Genomic DNA, 19499 nt, shown 5'->3' with positions numbered 1-19499 from the left:
GAGGTTCGATCGCCGGCCATTCGGGGAAGTACAAGCAACATCCTAACCTGTGTGCGAGCCTGCTCGCGAAGGCGCAGTGTCAGCTAAAAAAATATCGGCTGACCCACCGCTTTCGCGAGCAAGCTCGCTCCCACATTGAATGGAGCGGGCTCACTAATCAGCGGTCATGCACCGATTCCTGTGGGAGCGAGCTTGCTCGCGAAGGCGGTGTGTCAGATAAAGAAAATATCGGCTGACACACTGCATTCGCGAGCAGGCTCGCTCCCACAAGGGATTGCGTTTTACAGTGGAGGCTTGAGGGAATCTAACAGCAAGGGCCGGTGATGACGCAGTTCTACGATGCACGGGGCAATATTTACGGGGTGATTTCGCCGCAGTCATTGCGCGAGGCGGGCATTGATTTGCCGGCCAGTGCCGCGCAGTGTGCTGCGTCGAGACAGGCCTGGAGCCGCGCCGCCATCACGCTCTGCTGCGACTGGCCCGAAGGCCAACGCCCGGCGAACAGCAAATCCCACCGTAGCGACGGCCTGCTGATCGGCCCGTTCCAGACATCGCCGCCATTCGACGTGTTGATCGTCAACACCGACGGCACCCTCGCCGAGCGCAGCGGCAATGGCTTGACGATTTTCTCGCAAGCGCTGATCGAGCAAGGCTTGATGCCGGAGGAGGGCGCGTTGTTGCGCGTGCATCACGACAAGGGTGACGCCGTGGAGACCTCGGTGAAACCGGCCGAAGTCGAAGGCGTTGAAGGTTTCTGGCTTGATCTCGGTCAACCGCGATTCGGACCGGATGCGGTCGCTGCGCAGACTGTTCAAGGCATTGAGTTCAATGCTCGGGACGTGAGCCACGTCCAGCCCTTGGCACAACTTGATCCCGACTGGGCACACAGCCAATTTGTGCGCATTGGCAATCCGCATTGCGTCACGCTGCTCGGTGATGCAGCGGCATTGCCAAGTAATGAGCGGATGCGTGAATCGCCGCTGAGCGAACGCCTGACCCAGGTTGCCTACGCCATGCCTGTCGGCGCTGGTGATCCATGCGCGGCGGGCGTCAATCTGCAATGGGCGGTGCTGGAGTCACCGCAGAGAATCCTTGCCCGAGTGTTCGAACGCGGCGAAGGGCCGACCGCGTCATCCGGCACCAGTGCCAGCGCAGTGGCCTGCGCGGCATGGCGTGTGGGTTGGGTGGCGGCCGGTGAAGTGCAGGTGGTCATGCCCGGCGGCACGGCGCCGATTTTGCTCGAAGAAGCGCACGGAGAATTGCTGCGTGTCAGACTGTTCGGTACGGCGCGGTTGATGGACTGAATTCAAAACCGCCATCGCTGGCAAGCCAGACTCCCACAGGGTTTTGTGGTGAACACAAATAGTATGTTCAAACACATAACCCTGTAGGAGTGAGCCTGCTCGCGAAAGCGGTCTGTCTGACGCGATGATGCCGAATGTGCCGACCTCTTCGCGAGCAGGCTCGCCCCCACATTGGATTCAGGTGGGCACGAATAATGTGTTCACACAAAACCCTGTGGGAGCCTGGCTTACCAGCGATGAGGCCCTCAGAGTTAGCCCGTCAGTGAGCCTTGAACAAAGTCACCGACATCACCTGATCACCCTGTACCGTCAACCGCAGCAGTGCCAGTGGCGAGGGTTCATCCTCAAAGCATTCAACCAGCACCGATTGCGCCGAACTGGCCTGCACCGCCAGTCGGCCCGCATGTTTCAACTGGCGTTTGACCGCTGCACTGACAGGAATCGGTGCATGCCCGGCGCGCACTTGCTCACAGAAGGACAGCGCGATTTCACGGGGTGTCGGTGCGGGCGGTGAGGTCAGGCCGGCTTCCTCGAACAGTCGATTGAGTTGCTCCGCCGCGCTGACCGCCCGAGGAAACCCCGCGAATGCCGACGCCTGCAACAGCACTTCGGTCATTTCACCGGGCGCCAACCCCGAGGCCAAGCCTGTCTTTAAGTGCACACTCAGCGGCGGGCGACCATCCCCGAGGCGACGATTGCTGCAAACGACACTGCTTCACGCAAACGCGGATCGAGGCCGGGGGCGCATGCAAATGCCCGTAAACCACACCCACTGCCAACTCGCCCAGGGCGGGCACGGTGTGAAACAGCGCATCTAGTCGAGCGCCGCCATCGGGTACAAGTTCGGTAAAGATATATCGGCCTCCGTGGTACAGCGTGGCCATGGGCGAAGGTTTGTTGTTCATGAGAAATCCTCAAGCAAATGAGGATGGCGGCTGATCAACTACGCACGAACTTCAGCATGAAAAAGCGTACATCCGGGAGGGGGGGCGGCCCGTTGCGATGGCGGCCTTCACACCTTAGCTCAATGTTTGCGGGCGCGAACCTGTTAGTTCTTACAGTTTACGGATGCCTCAATCGCAAAGACTCCAGCTGTGTCGATGCCCGATCAGTATTCGGAGGCGAGTACCTTGCCAGCGTGTGCAGGGTGAGCGCCGACAAGTCTTAATCAAAAACGTCCGGCTGTGTCGCTGACATCGCCGCTGGTGAACGAATTGTTCGGGCCGGGTTGCCAGTAGACCGGCGAACCATTCCGTCCGCGCACAACGCATTTCCATTCGAGCGCCTGCTGCCCTGGTACTTCGATGTTCGTGCTCCAGCGATTGCCGGCGGAAGTCAGCGCAACCCCGTGCAGCGGATCCCACGCCCCCAGCTCCAGTGATGAGCCAACGGCGTAAACCCCTTCACCGGATTGCGGGTTAGCATTGTCGCAATGAAGGCTAATGTTGACTGCTGCAGACTGCACGGGTGTGCTCCAGATGCGAATATCACCGTTGTCCCAGGTCAGCGTCGGTACCCCCATGCCTTCGGGCAAGCGTTGCAGGTCGGATTTGAGCGCTATCACCAGCGTGCCACGCGCTCCTGAAGTGGTCCCCACCAGCCCCGAATACTGGGTGTTGAAGCGGATAGGCGAGTCGGCCCGGATAGCAGCATGTTTGCGAAGTTTGATGAGTTGCCGGATCAGCTGGTCGCGCTGCCAATCGTACATATGCGGCCAATAGACCGTCGGTGTTCCGGGGCTGCTGAGGATATAGGCGTAAGCCAGATTGACCAGCGGATCGGGCAGCGCCCAATGATGTTGGCCGCCATTGGCGCCGGGCGAATAGCCGGTGTCATGATTGTCAACGAACGTTACCGCAATCGCACGCCAGGCAGGGTCCGGATTGCCATTCAGGCCGTGGCGCCATTGGGCGATTGAGCCATTTTGCATGCGTTCCTTGAGAGCAAAATCGAACACCGCGCAGTGCGAACGATCAGACCAGTCCTTGAGTATATCCTGCCAACTGGCTGAATGGCGCCAGTCACCTTGCGGATATTCGTCGGGGCCTTTCCAGTTTTCCCCGACGCAGAACTGCTGGCTGCCAAAAGCGTTCATCCAGCGGTCGATTGTCTCCGGGGCGTAACCTCGAACGAAATCGAAGCGCAGGCCCTGGGCACCATAGTTGTCACGCAAATTGATGAATTCGTTCTTGAATGCATTGAAAACCTTGGGGTCAGCGGTATTCAGGTCTGCCGCGCCATCCATGAATGCATCGCCCTCATCACACTGGAGGCAATCATGGCGCCATTCATTGCGCCCTCGGGGAAACATGGACTGGTTGACCCTATCGTCATTCATGTGATTGGGCACCACGTCGTACACGACTTTAACACCGGCAGTGTTGAGTGCCGCCGCGGCCTGTTTGAGTTGTTGATCGCTGCCATAACGGCTGTTTTTGTCGAAGCTGCTCCAAAAATAGCCCTCGCCACCACCGGATTTGCCAGTCGGTTCGCTCCAGCTGGAGGTGTCGGTCCAGACGGGTGGCAACCAGATCAGCGTGAACCCGTCGCTGCTGATCGTGGACGCGTGTTGTGCAAGAACGGAGTACCACGCTACGGCATTACGGCTGGAATTCCAGTGAAAGCCCTGGAGCATGATTTCTTCGCCGCTGCCATTTCGCATTGTGGCGTTCGTCGCGAAGGTCACACTTAGCGTCAGGCAAAGCCATAAAACCTGGGTGAACAGTAAAAGGCGCTTCATGGTTGTCCTCCTGAATCTGTTGATTCCAGAGGACACTGTGAGTCTGTTCGTAGCGTGTGTCGCCTGTCAGATCTGACAGGTTTGCTCGATTATTTGGCGATAAAAGTCTCGCCAACCATAACCTTGCACACGATCGATCAAGTGTTCTTTATTGAAGAGTGCCAGTCGGCGCCCGAGGGACGCCGATGCCGGGACCTCAGGCAAACTCCACCACCGGCATCTGCCGCTTCATCAACACCTTGCCGCCACGAATCGAATACAGCGGCAAGCCCTGACTGCGGATCACCTCGTAATCGCTGTCCGCCGACAGAATCAGCAGATTCGCCGGGCGCCCCTGTTCCAGACCATAACGCTCACCCAGGTGCATGGCTTTGGCGCTGTTGTCGGTGACCAGATCCAGTGCACTTTGCAGGTTGCGGTAACCGAGCATGTGGCAGATGTGCAGCCCGGCTTCGAGCACCCGCAGAATGTTGCCATTGCCCAGCGGATACCACGGATCGACGATGGAGTCCTGACCGAAACACACGTTCATGCCGGCTTCGAGCAGCTCATTCACGCGGGTCACGCCACGGCGTTTGGGAAAGTTGTCGAAGCGCCCTTGCAGGTGAATGCTCTCGGTCGGGCACGAGACAAAACTGATTCCGGAATGGCCCAGCAAGCGGAACAGTTTCGCGCAGTAGGCGTTGTCGTAGGAGCCCATCGCCGTGGTGTGGCTAGCGGTGACCAGCGCGCCCATGTCGCGACTGCGCGCCTCTTCGGCGAGCACTTCAAGGAAGCGCGAATGCGGGTCGTCGGTTTCGTCGCAATGCACGTCGACCAGACAACCGGTGCGCTCGGCCAGGTCCATCAGAAACTTCACCGAACTGACGCCCTGATCGCGGGTGTACTCGAAATGCGGAATGCCGCCGACCACGTCAGCGCCCATGCGGATTGCTTCTTCCATCAGCTCGCGGCCATTGCGGAACGACTCGATGCCTTCCTGCGGGAACGCGACGATTTGCAGATCGATGAGGTGGCTGCTTTCCTCACGCACTTCGAGCATGGCTTTAAGTGCGGTGAGTTGCGGGTCGGTGACATCAACGTGGGTGCGCACGTGCTGGATGCCGTGAGCGGCCAGCGCTTGAATGGTTTTCTTGGCGCGGGTCTTGGTGTCTTCTTCGGTGATGGTGACCTTGCGCTCGCCCCAGCACTCGATGCCTTCGAACAATGTGCCGCTCATGTTCCAGCGCGGCTCGCCAGCGGTCAGCGTGGCGTCGAGGTGAATGTGCGGTTCGACGAAGGGCGGCACCACCAGATTGCCGCCGGCGTCGAGGTCATCCGGGCCAAGGGTCGGCGCTTCGGTCTGCCGGGCGATGTTGCGGATCAGACCGTCTTCAAGGTGCAACTCGTGCAAACCTTCCTGGTTGCGCAAACGGGCGTTGATGATGTGCATCAGGCGAATCCTTTTTTATAGGTCTTGTAGTGGCGCGGTTGCGCTGCGAGCGCCGAGCACGCCGGTGACGATGACATACGTTAGCGCGGCAGCGGCGATGCCTACCAGCGGCGCGACCCACGGCGAGCTGAACGCGGCAACGGTACCCACCGCATAGGCCCCGAGTCCCGGCCAGTTGAACGCCGGCAACCGTGCGTCGGCCAGGCGCGGATAACGCCCGCGCCAACGGAAGAAGAAGTCCGCCATGATCACCCCGCCGATCGGCGGAATCACCGTGCCGAGCAGAATCAGATACGGCACCAGCATGTCGTACATGCCCAGCAGAGCGAGCAGGGTGCCGATCACCGCACCGGCGAGGGTCACGGTCTTGCGTCGGCCAGTGCGTAGCAGATTGCAACCAGCGACGGCGAAGTTGTAGATGGTGTTGTCCTGGGTGCTCCAGATGTTCAGCAACAGCATGGCCATTGCGGCCATGGCGAAACCTTGCAACAGCAGCACTTCAACCACGTCCGGCTGTTGGTAGACGATGGCGCCGTACGCACCGATCAGCACCATCAGGCCATTGCCGATGAAGAAACCGATCAGGCTGGCCAGCACCGCCACCCGCGCCGAGCGCGAGAAGCGTGTCCAGTTGGTCGCCTGCGTGGCGCCGCTGACGAAGGTGCCGAACACCAGGGTGATTGCCGTCGACCAATCCAGCGAGCCCGTCGGCACTACGCTGAGCAAGCCTTCGAACCCGCCAACTTTCACCGTCGCCACCCACATCGACAGCAGGAGCAACAACATCATCGCCGGCACGGCGATGTACGAGAGGATTTCCAGCCCGCGATAACCGACGTAGGCCGTGGCGCAGAACAGCAGACCGAACAGCACCATCAGGCCGAGTACCGTGCTTTCGTCGAGATTGAAATATTTACCGATCACCACGGCAGCCGTCGCCGTGCCCCAGGCGTACCAGCCGATCTGGGTGAAACCGAGGATCAGGTCACTGAGCTTGCTGCCGACTTCGCCGAAGCAGAAGCGGCCCATCAGCACTGAGTTGAGGCCGCTTTTGAAGGCGATATAACCCAGGCCCGCCGCATACAGGCCGAGCAGCAGGTTGCCGACGACGATCACCGCCATCATCTCGGCGAAACTGAACGCCACGCCAAGCTTGCCGCCGGCAAACATGGTTGCGGTGAAAAACGTGAAACCGAGCAGCACCATCGCCGTCGAGGCCAGGCCTTTGCGTGCATGCATGGGGACTTCGCTGAGGGGGTAATCGTTGCCGATATCGTTCTGCGTCATGGGGCGGCCCTTGCTGGAGTGGAGGAGACGCGGGGGAGGGTTGCAGTGGTCGTGCCAAATGCCGGATGGCGCGGGTTATGTATAGACGAGTCGCGCGGATTGGCGCGAAAGCGGTGCACCTGAATAGACCCAAGCCCAATGTGGGAGCGAGCTTGCTCGCGAAGGCGGCGTGTCAGGCGACATCTGCAGTGGCTGATACTCCGCTTTCGCGAGCAGGCTCGCTTCCACAAGGGATAGGTGTTGGCTCAGAGGAAGCGCAGCAGGGCGGCAACGATGGCTTCCGGGGCGTCTTCCTGGACGAGGTGTCCGGCGTTGGCAATCGGGTGGAATCGTGACCCCGGGATCATCTGCTGTAACGCGCGGCCACGTTCGATGGGAATCCACTGATCCTGCTCGCCCCAGAGAATCTGTACCGGGCAGCGGATCGTTGGATACAGGCTTTCTGCTTCACGGGTATAGCGCTCATCCATCTGCGCAATCTGCCGATAGAACGCCGCTTGCCCCGGATCGCCAAGCCACGGCTGCACATAGGGTGCGAGTTCGTGATCGGCAATCTCGCGGTGGATCGCCCCGCGAATATAGGTCGGCACGATGGCGCGCTGAATGTAGTCGGGGATGCCACTAAACGCCGCTTCATGCTGACGCACGTGCTGCACGAACGGCGAACCCCAAGGCGTCAGCGCGACCGGATCAATCAGGGTCAGGCTGCGGTAATCCCTTGCCGTCGAGCAGATGTGCGCGCAGCACCGTGGCGCCGCCAAAGTCGTGAGCCACGACATCCGGGCGTTGCAGATTCCAGTGGTCGAGTAACTGCGCCAACAGTTGGTTTTGCACGCCGAGGGAGACATCGGCGTCCGGTTGCTCGGAGCGCCCGTAGCCGAGAAGATCGAAGTAATACACGCGATGAGTCGTGAAAAAGTGCGGCGCAATCCGATGCCACACGTACGACGAAAACGGCGTGCCATGCACGAACACCAGCGGGGGGCCGTCGCCGCGCACGGCGTAGCGGACCTGTCGGCCGTTGAAGTCAAAGACCTGATCCAGCAGCCAGTCTGTCATGGGCCTGTCCTCTTGGCGGGTGGGAGCCAAAAAGCATAGGCGTAAAAAAACAGCCGTGAAGGCTGTTTATTCATTCACTGACACGCCGCTTATCCCTGTGGGAGCGAGCTTGCTCGCGAAGGCATTGTGTCAGTCAATATTTATTTCACTGGCAAACCGCATTCGTCGGAACGCCGCCCGGAGCAAGCTCGCTCCCACAGGGTTATGCAGTGATTTCTGGATCGGATTACTCACCGCGATAGATGCAACCGCTGGTGCACGTCTCGTGAATACGGATCGCGCTCAGTTCCGGCAGCAACGGCTTCATTTCATTCCAGATGAATTTGGCCAGCACTTCACTGGTCGGGTTTTCCAGGCCGGGAATGTCGTTCAGGTAGTTGTGGTCGAGACGCTCGTACAGCGGTTTGAAAATCGCTTTGATCTCGGAGAAATCGCGGATCCAGCCGGTGTGCGGATCGAGATCGCCGCTGAGGTGAAGCGCCACTTTGAACGAGTGACCGTGCAGACGCCCGCACTTGTGGCCGTCCGGGACGTGCGGCAGGCGGTGGGCGGATTCGAAAGTAAACTCTTTGAAGATTTCCACGGTATTTTCGGCTCTGTTCAGATGGCGTTCGCCGCAGCGATTCGGGCAGGCGGCGAGTTTATCAGCTTGTGTTTGAGCGTGCTGACTAAAGGGTCAGCAAGCGCTCGGCGAGGCGACCATTGGCAGTCAGTTCAAGGAATTCATCGCCCAGGCGGCGGCTCTCGTCCATCGCTGCGTGCCAGTATTTCTGCCGGCTCGGTGCATCGCCCATAAAGCGCTTGAAGTCGTTGCGGTCAGGCAATTTGCCGTAGGGCAGGCGCGCCAGATATTCCTTCGACGGCGCGAGTAGCAGCACGTCCTGCAAGCGCTCCACCGAGGCCTTGCGCCATGGCAGGGTCTTGTCGAACCAGCCGGGAATCACCCGATCAGTGAAGTGCGGATAGAGCACAATGCCGTCGCCGCTGTAGGGCAGGTCGAGGTGATAATCGAGCAGACCACCATCGCGGAAAGTGCCAGCACCGGCGCCCGGCAAATCCCGTACACCTTCCATGACCATCGGGATCGAACCCGAGGCGAGCAAGGCCTGACGCAGATTGCTGGTATTCAGGGCGACGAAGCGCGACGGGAAGTCGTTCAGCGCATTCACCGGCGGGGCCAGGCGTGGGTCGTGGATGATCAAGCGTTCGAAGTGTCGCGACAGACGCGCGCGACCGCGCAAGTTGTCGGCGATCACCGAACCCAGCGCCAGACCCAGGCGACCGCGATGGTCATCGGCCAGACGCCCCTGACTTTTCACCACCATGATGTTCAGGCGGTAATGCGCGTTGTCGAGGATGCTCGCGTCGCGGCCGTCGAGCAGGTCATGGAGCATGCGCTGCGAGCTCTGACTGATCTCGGCCATGGTCACGCCTTTGTTGAAGTTCTGCTCGGCGTACAGATGACCGAGACGGCGGATGCCTTCGGCGGCGTCCGGCAGGCAAGCGCTGGCGAAACGCCAGGAACCGACCGAGGCGCCGATCAGCGAACGCTCGCGCGGCGCGCTGGGCAGCCATTCACCGAACAGCGCCAGATCCAGCCCCTGAATTCCCAACGCCTTCGGTCCACCGGCGGCGCCGGGCAGGGTGCCGACGTCGGCGGCATTCAAGCCTTGCGCACGAATGCGCGCCATGGCCCGCGGGCCGGCCTTGAGGGTGAGGGCGGGGAATTTGATGTGGATGGCGGTCATACCGGTCTCGATCGTTAGCAAGCGAAGGATTATAGAACGATGATGTCCCCTGTGGGAGCGAGCTTGCTCGCGAAAGCGTAGGGTCAGTCAACGATGATGTGTCTGATACACCGCATTCGCGAGCAAGCTCGCTCCCACAGGGGGGCATGTGTTGAGCTGGAGCAATGATGGCAATTCAGTTTCAGTTAAGTTCATCCCGCTAAGGTGCTCACCGTAAGCAACACATAAAAATATGGAGACACCATGAAAACCCTGACTGCCCTGTCCATTGCCTCGATTATCGGTTTCACTGCCAGCCTCGCCCATGCCCGCGATCTCGGCCCTGACGAAGCCCTGCGTCTGCGCGACGCTGGTACTATCGTCTCCTTCGAGAAGCTCAACGCCGCCGCGTTGGCCAAACACCCGGGTTCGACGATCACTGAAACCGAGCTGGAAGAAGAGTACGGCAAGTACAGCTACCAGATCGAAATGCGCGATCCGCAGGGCGTCGATTGGGATCTGGAATTAGACGCGGTGACTGGGCAGGTTCTCAAGGATCATCAGGATAAGTAATGAAGGTTAATGTTCGCGCCACCAGCCGTACGGCATTGGCGCTGGTGATTTTCTGCTCGGCCGCGATGGCGCGTGACCTCGATCAGGACGAAGCCCTGAGTCTGCGTGAGAAGGGCGTGATCCTGCCGCTGGAGCAAGTGCTGCAGCAGGCGATGGATCGCTATCCCGGCGCAAAACTGCTGGAAGTCGAGCTGGAAGAAAAACACGACGTCTACATTTATGAAGTCGAGTTGCTCACCCTTGAAGGTGTCGCCCGTGAGCTGCACTTGAAGGCCGATACCGGCGAACTTGTGAAAGACAAGGAAGATTGATCGATGCGTTTGCTATTGGTGGAAGACCACGTACCGCTGGCCGACGAATTGCTCGCCGGCCTGCAACGGCAAGGTTACGCGGTCGATTGGCTGGCGGACGGTCGTGATGCGTTGTATCAGGGCAGTAGTGAGCCGTATGACCTGATCATTCTCGACCTCGGCCTGCCCGGCGTGCCGGGGCTTGAGGTGCTGGCGCAATGGCGCGCCGGCGGTCTGGCGATTCCGGTGCTGATTCTCACGGCGCGCGATTCCTGGGCCGAGCGCATCGAAGGACTGAAGGCCGGTGCCGACGATTACCTGACCAAACCGTTTCACCCCGAAGAGCTGCAACTGCGCATTCAATCGCTGCTGCGCCGCTCCAAAGGCCAGGCCAATCAGCCGACATTGCAGGCGGCCGGTCTGCATCTGGACGAGGGTCGGCAATGCGTGGTTCGCGACGGCGCCGATATTCAACTGACCGCCGCCGAGTTCCGTCTGCTGCGTTATTTCATGCTGCACCCGGAGCAGATCCTCTCCAAAAGCCACCTCGCCGAACACCTCTACGACGGTGAAACCGAGCGTGATTCCAACGTCCTCGAAGTGCACGTCAACCACCTGCGGCGCAAGCTCGGCAAAAGCGTGATCGAAACCCGTCGCGGCCAGGGTTACCTGTTTGGCGGACAAGCTTCGTGAGGTCGATCCAGCGCCGCTTGAGCCTGGGTCTGATCAGCGTGATGGTGGTCGTCGGTGTGGTGGTGGCGCAAACCAGTCTGTGGTTGTTCGAAGTGGGTTTGCAGCGCTACCTCGAAGCCGGCCTGCGCAACGACAGCGAGAGCCTGTTGGTGGCGCTGGTCCGTGGCCCGCAAGGGCTGCAACTGGATGAAAGACATCTGTCCCCGGCCTATCAGCGGCCGTTTTCCGGGCACTACTTCCGTATCGATTTTGCCGACAGCCACTGGCGTTCACGCTCGTTGTGGGATCAGGACCTGCCGCTGCTCGACCATCCCGGGTTGCACAGCAATCTGCAACTGGGGCCGGACGGTCAGCAGTTGCTGGTGCTGCGCTCGGATTATCGGCGCCTGGGCCAGTCGATTTCGATCAGCGTCGCGCAGGATTACACCCCCGTGCGCGAGAGCTTTCAGCGCATGCGCCAGATCGGCCTCGGTCTCGGTCTGGCGGCATTGTTGCTGATTCTGTTTTTGCAGCGATTGACCGTGCGCCGCGCGCTGAAACCGCTGGAAAGGGCTCGTGAGCAGATCGCGCAATTGCAGCAAGGCCAGCGTTCGCAACTCGATGATCAGGTGCCGGTGGAACTGGAACCGCTGGTGGCGCAGATCAACCATTTGCTCGCGCACACTGAAGACAGCCTCAAGCGCTCGCGCAATGCCTTGGGCAATCTCGGGCATGCATTGAAAACGCCGTTGGCGGTGTTGTTGAGCCTGGCCTCCAGCGAAAAACTCGATGCGCATCCCGAGTTACGCAAGGTGCTCAAGGAACAGCTGGAGCAAGTGCAGCAGCGGCTCAACCGCGAACTGAACCGGGCCCGGCTGTCCGGTGATGCGCTACCGGGTGCGTTGTTTGATTGTGATGCGGAACTGCCGGGGTTGTTGGCGACGCTGAACATGATTCATGGCGAGCATCTGGCCTTGAGTTATGTCGCGCCAGCGGGATTGCAACTGCCGTGGGATCGCGAGGATTTGCTCGAACTGTTGGGGAATCTTCTGGATAACGCCTGCAAGTGGGCGGACGCCGAGGTGCGTCTGAGTGTGATTGAACGTTCGGATGGTTTTGCACTGAGCGTGGAAGATGACGGCCCGGGGATTCCCGAACAGCAGCGCGCTGAGGTGTTCAGCCGGGGCACGCGGCTGGATGAGCAGACCCACGGGCATGGGTTGGGGCTGGGGATTGTGCGCGACATCGTCGATACGTGGGGCGGGTTGCTGGTGTTGGGCGAGAGTGAGTGGGGCGGGTTGAAAGTGGTGATTGAGTTGCCTCGGCGGTGAGCCTCTAAAAGCCCCTCACCCTAACCCTCTCCCAGAGGGAGAGGGGACTGACCGAGGTGTTTGTTCGAGGTACACCGACCTGAGATATCGTGCCGAACTCAGGTTTTGAAAGCTTTCCCGTGACCTGAAATATCGAGACGGACTCAAGTTTTGAATGGCACGAAGATCGGCTCCCTTTCCCCTCGCCCCCTTGGGGGAGAGGGCTGGGGTGAGGGGGTAAGGATCTACCTGACACCCCACTACCTTCAAATCAAACGCGAAACTGATCCATCAAACTCTGCTGCTGATTCGCCAGGCTATTGAGCGACTGGCTCACCCGTGCCGACTCATTCGCCTGCCCGGACAACGACTCGGTCACATCGCGGATCGTCGCCACGTTGTTATTGATCTCCTCGGCCACCGCACTCTGCTCTTCAGCGGCGCTGGCGATCTGCAGGTTCATATCGCTGATCACCGTCACCGCATCGCCGATCTGGCGCAGCGCGGTCACCGCTTGGCCAACCTGTTCGACACTGCCCTGAGCCTGGCGGTGGCTGTTGCCCATCGAACCGACTACATCCTGCGTGCCGGTTTGCAGTTGCTCGATCACCTGACGGGTTTCTTCCACCGACTCTTGCGTGCGGCGGGCGAGGTTGCGGACTTCATCGGCGACCACGGCAAATCCACGTCCGGCTTCACCAGCACGCGCCGCTTCGATCGCGGCGTTGAGCGCGAGCAGGTTGGTCTGCTCGGCGATGGCGCGAATGGTTTCCAGCACCGCGCCGATCTTCTCGCTGTTGGCCGCCAGCCCTTCGACTTGCACCATCGCCGCACTCATGTCGGCAGCGAGGGTGTCGATGCTCGCCGTGGTGCGATCGATCACGGTCAGGCCCTGACGGGTAGCGCGATCAGCATCCTTGGCGGCCTCGGCAGCCTGCGCAGCGCTACGGGCGACGTCTTGTGCAGTGGCGCTCATCTCGTGGGACGCGGTGGCGACCTGATCGACCTGACGGTATTGCTGTTCCATGCCAGCGCTGGTCTGGGTGGCGATGGCCGAGGACTGGTCGGCGGTGTTGCGGGCGTCCTGCACCGAGCGTTTCACCTCGGCAATGATCGGCTGCAACTTGTCGAGGAACTTGTTGAACCAACCGGCCAATTGACCGAGTTCGTCCTTTTTGTCATAGGCCAGACGGCGGGTCAGGTCGCCTTCGCCGCTGGCGATGTCTTCGAGCATGTGCGCCACGCCGAGGATCGGCTTGGTCACGCTGCGTGCCATCAGCCACACCAGCAGCAGGCCGATCAACGCGGCCAGCACGCCGAGGCTCAGTTCGATCAACGTGCCGGAATTATTGCTCGCGTCCAGCTGTTGCTTGAGCGCTTCGGCGCGGCTGACCAGGACTTTTTCCGGCACATCCAGCAGCACGCCCCACGACGGGCCGCCGGGAATCGGCTGGAACGGCGACAGCACTTTCAACTGGCCGTTGCTGTGCAGGCTGCTCACGCTGGTGCTTGAGGCGAGCTTGCTCAGCAGTTCGGCGCCGCTGATTTTGTCGACAGCATCCAGACGCTGGCTGAGTTTGCCGGCATCCGGGCTGTACCCGGCGAGCAGGCCGGCGGGGCTGATGATGCTCACGGCGGTCTGGCCGTCGTAGAGCTTTTTGCTCGCGCCCTGGCTGATCGCTTGCAGGCTGTTGAGGTTGATGTCGACCGACAGCGAGGCGATGACTTTGCCGTTGACCATCAACGGGAAGACGATGCTGGTCATCAGCACCTTCTGTCCGTCGATCACATAGAAGTACGGTTCGATCACGCATGGCTTGAGTGTGGCGCGCGGGCAGGTGAACCAGGCATTGGCCGCTTGGCCGCTGGGGCCGGTGCTGGTGTCGGCCATGTCGCTTTCCGGCAGGGCCATCGAGGTGACTTTGCCTGGCGTTGGTTGCGACCAGTACAGGGCGAAGCGGCCCTTGTCGTTGCTGCCCAGTTCAGCCTGACCTGCGAACAGTTCATCCTTGCCGTCCAGTGCGTTGGCTTCGAATACCAGCGACAGGCCGAGCAGGTCAGGGTTGGCTTGCAGCGCGGATTTGACCTGACGGGTCATGTCTTCGCGCAGGTCGAAGGCATCGAGGAAACGCTTCTCGGCCTGCTCGCGCAGAAACAGTACCTGCCGCGAGAAGCCGTGACCGTACTGATAGGCGTCCATGAACTGCTGGCGAATGCCGGCCGCCTGCACTTCCCCTTGCGATTCGATGCGCGCCTGCGCCGACTCGGTGAGCATTTCCATGCTCGAAGCTTTCACCAGTTCAGAACTGTGCTCCATGCGATACAGCGAAAGACCTACCAACAGGGTCACGATACCGGCCAGGCAGAGGCCGGCGAGCAGGGTGATTTTCCATTGGATGGAAAGTTGTCTGAGCGACATGGAGACGTCCTTATTCGATAAATATCTGAGACTTTGCACTGTAACGGCCGCGTTTCGGCTTTCTTTATCGTTGAAACACAATATGGCGGATTGACGCACCCGGGAGCGCTCGCTTTGACACCGCCGCCACTCTGCGGCACAGTGCGCGCCCTTCTAATAAGACCCTCTTTGCAAATCCGCCGGTTAAGCTTTGGCGGACTCATTCTGTCTGGCGGTCGGTTTTCCACCGCAGTGTTTTTCGAGGAAGTGAAATGAATGCAGTCATAGCGGCGGTCGGCGTCATGCTGGTGCTCAGCCTGTCCCGCGTGCATGTGGTGATCGCTCTGATCGTTGGCGCGCTGGTCGGCGGCCTGACCGGTGGTCTGGGCATCGACGCCACGCTCAAGGCGTTCAACAGCGGCTTGGGCGGCGGCGCGACCGTGGCGTTGTCCTACGCCTTGCTCGGCGCTTTCGCCGTGGCGATTGCCAAGTCCGGCCTGGCTCATGCGCTGGCCGACAAGGCGCTGGCAATGGTCGATCGCCAGCACTCGACCGGCGGTGGCAGCGTCAAATGGCTGCTGATTGGCCTGTTGTGGGTGGTGGCGATTGCCTCGCAGAACATTCTGCCGATCCACATTGCGTTCATTCCGCTGCTGGTGCCGCCGCTTCTTTATGTACTGACCAAGCTGCAACTCGACCGCCGCTTGATCGCCTGTGTCATGACATTCGGTCTGATCACGCCGTACATGTTCCTGCCGGTGGGCTTCGGCAACATCTTCCTCAATGAAATCCTGCTGGCCAACGTTGCCCGTAGCGGTGTCGACATCAGCGGTATCAATGTCACCCACGCCATGGGCATTCCGGCGTTGGGCATGGTCTTCGGCCTGGCGATGGCGTTCATCACCTATCGCAAGCGGCGCGTATACGACCTGGCGAAGATCGAGCAGGTCGAGCAAGTGGCGGTGCAGTACAACCCGCTGAGCCTGATGATTGCCGGTGTGGCGATTGCTGCTGCGTTCATCGTGCAACTGCTGCTGGACTCGATGATTATCGGGGCGCTGGTCGGTTTTCTGATCTTCTCGGTGTCGGGCATTGTGAAATGGCGCGAGACCGATGACCTCTTCACCGAGGGCATGAAGATGATGGCGATGATCGGCTTCATCATGATCGCCGCGTCCGGGTTTGCCGAGGTGATGAAGGCCACCGGTGAGGTGCAGACCCTGGTCGAGTCGTCGGCGTCGTGGATCAATCACAGCAAAGGCGTCGGCGCGTTGCTGATGCTGCTGGTCGGGTTGCTGGTAACCATGGGCATCGGTTCGTCGTTTTCCACGGTGCCGATTCTGGCGGCGATTTTCGTGCCGCTGTGCGTGCAACTGGGCTTCAGCCCAATCGCCATTGTCTGCATCGTCGGTACCGCCGGTGCGTTGGGCGACGCCGGTTCGCCAGCGTCGGATTCGACCCTCGGCCCGACCTCCGGCCTGAACATCGACGGCCAGCATCACCATATCTGGGACACCGTCGTGCCGACGTTCCTGCACTACAACCTGCCGTTGCTGGCGTTCGGCTGGGTGGCCGCGATGGTCCTCTGAACCCCGCCGATCTTCTGTGGGAGCGAGCTTGCTCGCGAAAGCGGTGTATCAGCGACTTGATGGTTGACTGACACGACGCCTTCGCGAGCAAGCTCGCTCCCACAGGGGAATGGGGTAATACCTTTGCTCAACTTTTGTAATGACGTGCCGTTAAAGCCTTTAACCACGCCAATAAAACCAAAAGAGTGAGCTCCCACAATGCGCCTGAGCCTCAAGGCTAAAGTCCTCTCCCTCGCCGTTCTCCCGGTGTTGCTCTTTGCCCTGGTCATCAGCCTGACCACGCTGTTCATCCTCCAGGAGCAAGCGCACAAAGAGGTCGACCAGACCCGCGAGCGTCTGCTCGGCGATGCCAAAGCCACTCTGCAAAGCTACGTCGCCGTGGCCATGACCACGATCAAGCCGCTGTACGACGCGGCCGCGCCGGGTGACGTTGAGGCGCGGGCGCAGGCGATCAAATTGCTCTCAGGCATTCGCTACGGCAAGGACGGCTACTTCTTCGGCTACGACTCCGAGACCGTGCGCCTGTTCAAGGCCAACGACCCCGAAGGCGTGGGCAAAAGCTTCAAGGACAACCGCGACCCGAATGGCGTCTACGTCAATCGTGGTCTGGTGAGTGTGGCGAAGGACGGCACCCACTATCTGCAATACAGCTCGCCACTGCCGGGCAACGCCAACGTGCTGGTGCCAAAGCTCGGTTACACCGAATACCTGGCGAAGTGGGACATGGCGGTCGGTACGTCGGTCAACCTCGACGGCATCGAAGCGCAAGTGGCGCTGGTCGAAGCGCAGGTGCAGGAACGTATGCAAGGCGTGGTGCTGAGCATCGTCGGCGTCGCGGTGGTGGTGCTGTTGGTGATCGCGGCGGCGGGGATGCTGCTGGCCAATACCATTTTGCGTCCGTTGACCCTGATGAAAGCCAACCTCGACGACATTGCAGCGGGTGAGGGCGACCTTACGCGTCGCCTGAACATCACCAGCCAGGATGAACTTGGCGAACTGGCGGGCTCGTTCAACCGTTTCGTCGACAAGATTCATGGTCTGGTGCGGCAGATCACCGAGATGACCACGCAACTGACCGGTCTGGTGACGCAAGTGTCCGATCAGGCCCAGCGTTCGGATCAGGCGATGGAGCGTCAGCGCCACGAGACCGATCAGGTTGCCACGGCGATCAACGAGATGTCTGCCGCCGCGCAGGAAGTGGCCAAGAGCGCACAGAACGCCGCCGTCGCCGCTCAGCAGACCGACGAAGAAGGCCAGAGCGCCAAACGCGTGGTGGCCGGCAGCATCAAGCAGATTCATGCGCTGGTCGATGACATCCGCAGCAGCGGCGTGTCGCTGGACAGCCTGCAGCAAGACGTGACGTCGATTGTCGGCGTGCTCGGGGTGATTCGTTCGATCGCCGAGCAGACCAACCTGCTGGCGCTCAACGCCGCAATTGAAGCGGCGCGGGCCGGTGAGGCCGGACGTGGTTTTGCCGTGGTGGCGGATGAGGTGCGGGCGCTGGCCAGCCGTACGCAGATCAGCACGCAGGAAATTCAGGGGATGATCGATCGTTTGCAGGCGGGTACGCAGCAAGCGGTTGAAGCCATGCGTCGTTCCAGTGAGGCGGGCGACGGCACTTCACAGCAGGCCAATCAGGCCGGGGCTTCGCTGGATGCAATGGCCGAGTTGATCGCGACGATCAACTCGATGAACGCGCAGATTGCCAGTGCGGCGGAAGAGCAGACGGCGGTGGCGGAGGAGATCAACCGCAGCGTGCATCAGATTGCGGTGGCGGTGGACAGCGTGGCCGATGAGACGCAGTTGGGGGCGCAGACTTCGCGTAGTTTGGCGGAACTGGGGCAGCGACTGGGCAAACTCGTGGGTCAGTTCCGTATTTGACCGCTTGAAAAGCCCCTCACCCTAACCCTCCCGAAACGTCGGACCGCCCATAGGGAGAGGGGACTGACCGAGTTGTCTTGCGCCATACATCGACCTGAGAAATCGAGTCGATTATGGATTCACAGCAGAGATTTCAGGTCGGTGCATACCTGCAATATCCCCCAATCAGTCCCCTCTCCCTCCGGGAGAGGGCTAGGGTGAGGGGCTCTTGATCTTCACGCATATCAAGGCCTGTCCCAGTAAGGCACTTCACCAAAACATTCGACAAAGAAATCAATCACCGTCCGCACCTTCACCGACAACCTGCGGCTCCCCGGCCACAACACCGCAATCTGCTGCGGCTCCAGGCTGTTCGACACCTGATAGTCCCGCAGCACCGGCACCAGCGTGCCGTCGCGCACCGCTTCGCCAATCAGCCATGACGGAAACATCACCAGCCCCAGGCCTTGCTCGGCGGCTTGGGTGAGGGTGTCGGCGTGGTTGCCGGTGATCGGGCCTTTCACCGAGTACGGCGTCCAGTCTTCGCCATCGCGGCGGAAAAACCAGCGCTGCTGGCCGGCCGCGCCTTTGTAGGCCAGGCAATGGTGTTGCGCGAGATCTTCGGGTTTTTGCGGTGTGCCGTGGCGTTTGAGATACGCCGGGCTGGCCGCGACCTGAAAGCGGTGCGGCGCCAGAATCCGTGCCTGCATACTCGAATCGTGCAGCGGGCCGATGCGAAACAGCAGGTCGGCGCCTTCCTGCAACGGGTCGATGTAATGGTCGGTCTGCTGGATATCCAGTTGCAGCTTTGGATAACGCGCGCACAACTTCCCCAACCACGGCGTCAGATGGCGCTGACCGAATACTACCGGGGCGTTGATGCGCACCAGGCCGGTGGGTTCGCTTTGCTGTTCCTGCAGCGCCTGTTCGGCTTCCTCCAGTTGCACCAGCACCAGCCGCGCATGGTGACCGAGCATGCGCCCGGCTTCGGTTGGCGTCACCGCTCGGGTGTGGCGATAGAGCAATTGCTGATTCAGCGCCTGTTCCATCAACTGGATCTGCCGGGAAATCGAGGAGGGCGCCACGCCTTCACGGCGGGCTACTTCGGAAAAGCTGCCGTGATCGAGCACCGCCACAAACAGCCTGAGTGCCTTGAATCCGAGTTCATTGAGCCCGTGCATGATGTGTCCTGCTGTGCGGGTTGCGCAAAAGTGTTGTCCGGATGCTCCCATTTATCGCACAGCTTCGCCAGCCGATA

General features: G+C 60.6%; 16 protein-coding genes and 3 pseudogenes. 8 read left to right on the top strand and 11 right to left on the bottom strand.

The genetic code is table 11. The features are described 5' to 3' along the window. The first annotated feature begins 323 nt into the window (after window positions 1–323). On the top strand, window positions 324–1304 hold the full coding sequence (locus AB4N74_RS14065) for a diaminopimelate epimerase (protein WP_460100851.1): 981 nt from the start codon (window positions 324–326) through the stop codon (window positions 1302–1304). Window positions 1305–1563: 259 nt separating this feature from the next. On the opposite strand, the gene AB4N74_RS14060 is transcribed toward AB4N74_RS14065, so the two are convergent. From AB4N74_RS14060 to AB4N74_RS14025, 8 genes and pseudogenes are all read right to left on the bottom strand, one after another. Continuing rightward, window positions 1564–1920, bottom strand: coding sequence for a carboxymuconolactone decarboxylase family protein (locus tag AB4N74_RS14060; RefSeq protein ID WP_306674151.1), 357 nt, complete (start codon window positions 1918–1920; stop codon window positions 1564–1566). 1 nt (window position 1921) lies between these two features. Then, complete coding sequence (locus AB4N74_RS14055) at window positions 1922–2209, bottom strand: hypothetical protein (protein ID WP_460100848.1); 288 nt, start codon at window positions 2207–2209, stop codon at window positions 1922–1924. A gap of 263 nt (window positions 2210–2472) precedes the next feature. Continuing rightward, window positions 2473–4044 (bottom strand): glucan 1,4-alpha-maltotetraohydrolase domain-containing protein, encoded by a 1572-nt coding sequence (locus AB4N74_RS14050; RefSeq protein WP_460100846.1) that lies wholly within the window; start codon window positions 4042–4044, stop codon window positions 2473–2475. A 196-nt stretch (window positions 4045–4240) separates the two neighbouring features. Further along, window positions 4241–5476, bottom strand: coding sequence for a cytosine deaminase (gene codA / locus AB4N74_RS14045; RefSeq protein ID WP_460100843.1), 1236 nt, complete (start codon window positions 5474–5476; stop codon window positions 4241–4243). Window positions 5477–5491: 15 nt separating this feature from the next. Beyond that, the gene (codB, locus tag AB4N74_RS14040) at window positions 5492–6763 is read right to left on the bottom strand and encodes a cytosine permease (RefSeq protein ID WP_093433843.1); all 1272 of its coding nucleotides are present in this window, start codon (window positions 6761–6763) and stop codon (window positions 5492–5494) included. Between the two features lie 245 nt (window positions 6764–7008). Next, window positions 7009–7822, bottom strand: a pseudogene (locus tag AB4N74_RS14035) (alpha/beta fold hydrolase). 226 nt (window positions 7823–8048) lie between these two features. Further along, window positions 8049–8405 carry a 6-carboxytetrahydropterin synthase QueD gene (queD, locus tag AB4N74_RS14030; RefSeq protein ID WP_007915588.1) on the bottom strand — a complete coding sequence of 119 codons (357 nt, stop codon included), beginning with the start codon at window positions 8403–8405 and terminating at the stop codon, window positions 8049–8051. An 85-nt stretch (window positions 8406–8490) separates the two neighbouring features. Then, window positions 8491–9570 carry a patatin-like phospholipase family protein gene (locus AB4N74_RS14025; protein ID WP_414926333.1) on the bottom strand — a complete coding sequence of 360 codons (1080 nt, stop codon included), beginning with the start codon at window positions 9568–9570 and terminating at the stop codon, window positions 8491–8493. Between the two features lie 243 nt (window positions 9571–9813). Between AB4N74_RS14025 and AB4N74_RS14020 the strand changes: the two genes are divergently transcribed. The 4 genes from AB4N74_RS14020 to AB4N74_RS14005 are packed head-to-tail and all read left to right on the top strand — an operon-like array spanning window position 9814 to window position 12415. Continuing rightward, a complete protein-coding gene (locus AB4N74_RS14020) occupies window positions 9814–10122 on the top strand; it encodes a PepSY domain-containing protein (protein WP_093433852.1) in 309 nt (102 codons plus the stop codon). Next, window positions 10122–10433, top strand: coding sequence for a PepSY domain-containing protein (locus AB4N74_RS14015; RefSeq protein ID WP_093433854.1), 312 nt, complete (start codon window positions 10122–10124; stop codon window positions 10431–10433). Before AB4N74_RS14020 ends, AB4N74_RS14015 begins: the two co-directional genes overlap by 1 nt. A 3-nt stretch (window positions 10434–10436) precedes the next feature. After that, entirely contained in the window at window positions 10437–11105 is a 669-nt protein-coding gene (locus tag AB4N74_RS14010; protein ID WP_007915592.1) for a response regulator transcription factor, read from the top strand. Further along, a complete protein-coding gene (locus AB4N74_RS14005; protein ID WP_093433857.1) occupies window positions 11102–12415 on the top strand; it encodes a sensor histidine kinase in 1314 nt (437 codons plus the stop codon). The genes AB4N74_RS14010 and AB4N74_RS14005 overlap by 4 nt, the downstream gene beginning before the upstream one ends. Window positions 12416–12665: 250 nt before the next feature. On the opposite strand, the gene AB4N74_RS14000 is transcribed toward AB4N74_RS14005, so the two are convergent. Beyond that, window positions 12666–13370: a methyl-accepting chemotaxis protein gene (locus tag AB4N74_RS14000; protein WP_409373136.1), complete on the bottom strand. Its 705-nt coding sequence runs from the start codon at window positions 13368–13370 to the stop codon at window positions 12666–12668. 201 nt (window positions 13371–13571) lie between these two features. Then, window positions 13572–13628: pseudogene (locus AB4N74_RS13995) on the bottom strand (hypothetical protein); the annotation flags it as partial. Window positions 13629–15064: 1436 nt separating this feature from the next. On the opposite strand from AB4N74_RS13995, the gene AB4N74_RS13990 reads away from it, so the two are divergent. From AB4N74_RS13990 to AB4N74_RS13980, 3 genes and pseudogenes are all read left to right on the top strand, one after another. Next, entirely contained in the window at window positions 15065–16381 is a 1317-nt protein-coding gene (locus AB4N74_RS13990; protein WP_093433861.1) for a Na+/H+ antiporter family protein, read from the top strand. A gap of 198 nt (window positions 16382–16579) precedes the next feature. Beyond that, a pseudogene (locus AB4N74_RS13985) lies at window positions 16580–17356 on the top strand (cache domain-containing protein); the annotation flags it as partial. Between the two features lie 84 nt (window positions 17357–17440). Further along, window positions 17441–18262 (top strand): methyl-accepting chemotaxis protein, encoded by an 822-nt coding sequence (locus tag AB4N74_RS13980; protein ID WP_371748313.1) that lies wholly within the window; start codon window positions 17441–17443, stop codon window positions 18260–18262. A 224-nt stretch (window positions 18263–18486) separates the two neighbouring features. On the opposite strand, the gene AB4N74_RS13975 is transcribed toward AB4N74_RS13980, so the two are convergent. After that, the gene (locus tag AB4N74_RS13975) at window positions 18487–19422 is read right to left on the bottom strand and encodes a LysR family transcriptional regulator (RefSeq protein ID WP_460100837.1); all 936 of its coding nucleotides are present in this window, start codon (window positions 19420–19422) and stop codon (window positions 18487–18489) included. Between the last annotated feature and the right edge of the window lie 77 nt (window positions 19423–19499).

The sequence above is a fragment of the Pseudomonas sp. H3_C08 genome, assembly GCF_054669455.1.
The sequence above is the reverse complement of the archived record's forward strand: the minus strand, read 5'-3'. Positions and strand labels throughout refer to the sequence as shown.

Excerpts from the sequence above, each read along its gene's own strand:
- codA (WP_460100843.1), bottom strand. The coding sequence starts at position 5,476 with ATGCACATCATCAACGCCCGTTTGCGCAACCAGGAAGGTTTGCACGAG.
- AB4N74_RS14065 (WP_460100851.1), top strand. The coding sequence starts at position 324 with ATGACGCAGTTCTACGATGCACGGGGCAATATTTACGGGGTGATTTCG.
- AB4N74_RS14050 (WP_460100846.1), bottom strand. The coding sequence starts at position 4,044 with ATGAAGCGCCTTTTACTGTTCACCCAGGTTTTATGGCTTTGCCTGACG.
- AB4N74_RS14020 (WP_093433852.1), top strand. The coding sequence starts at position 9,814 with ATGAAAACCCTGACTGCCCTGTCCATTGCCTCGATTATCGGTTTCACT.
- AB4N74_RS14010 (WP_007915592.1), top strand. The coding sequence starts at position 10,437 with ATGCGTTTGCTATTGGTGGAAGACCACGTACCGCTGGCCGACGAATTG.
- AB4N74_RS14060 (WP_306674151.1), bottom strand. The coding sequence starts at position 1,920 with ATGACCGAAGTGCTGTTGCAGGCGTCGGCATTCGCGGGGTTTCCTCGG.
- AB4N74_RS13980 (WP_371748313.1), top strand. The coding sequence starts at position 17,441 with ATGACCACGCAACTGACCGGTCTGGTGACGCAAGTGTCCGATCAGGCC.
- codB (WP_093433843.1), bottom strand. The coding sequence starts at position 6,763 with ATGACGCAGAACGATATCGGCAACGATTACCCCCTCAGCGAAGTCCCC.
- AB4N74_RS14000 (WP_409373136.1), bottom strand. The coding sequence starts at position 13,370 with ATGAGCGCCACTGCACAAGACGTCGCCCGTAGCGCTGCGCAGGCTGCC.
- AB4N74_RS14015 (WP_093433854.1), top strand. The coding sequence starts at position 10,122 with ATGAAGGTTAATGTTCGCGCCACCAGCCGTACGGCATTGGCGCTGGTG.
- AB4N74_RS14025 (WP_414926333.1), bottom strand. The coding sequence starts at position 9,570 with ATGACCGCCATCCACATCAAATTCCCCGCCCTCACCCTCAAGGCCGGC.
- AB4N74_RS13990 (WP_093433861.1), top strand. The coding sequence starts at position 15,065 with ATGAATGCAGTCATAGCGGCGGTCGGCGTCATGCTGGTGCTCAGCCTG.
- AB4N74_RS13975 (WP_460100837.1), bottom strand. The coding sequence starts at position 19,422 with ATGCACGGGCTCAATGAACTCGGATTCAAGGCACTCAGGCTGTTTGTG.
- AB4N74_RS14055 (WP_460100848.1), bottom strand. The coding sequence starts at position 2,209 with ATGAACAACAAACCTTCGCCCATGGCCACGCTGTACCACGGAGGCCGA.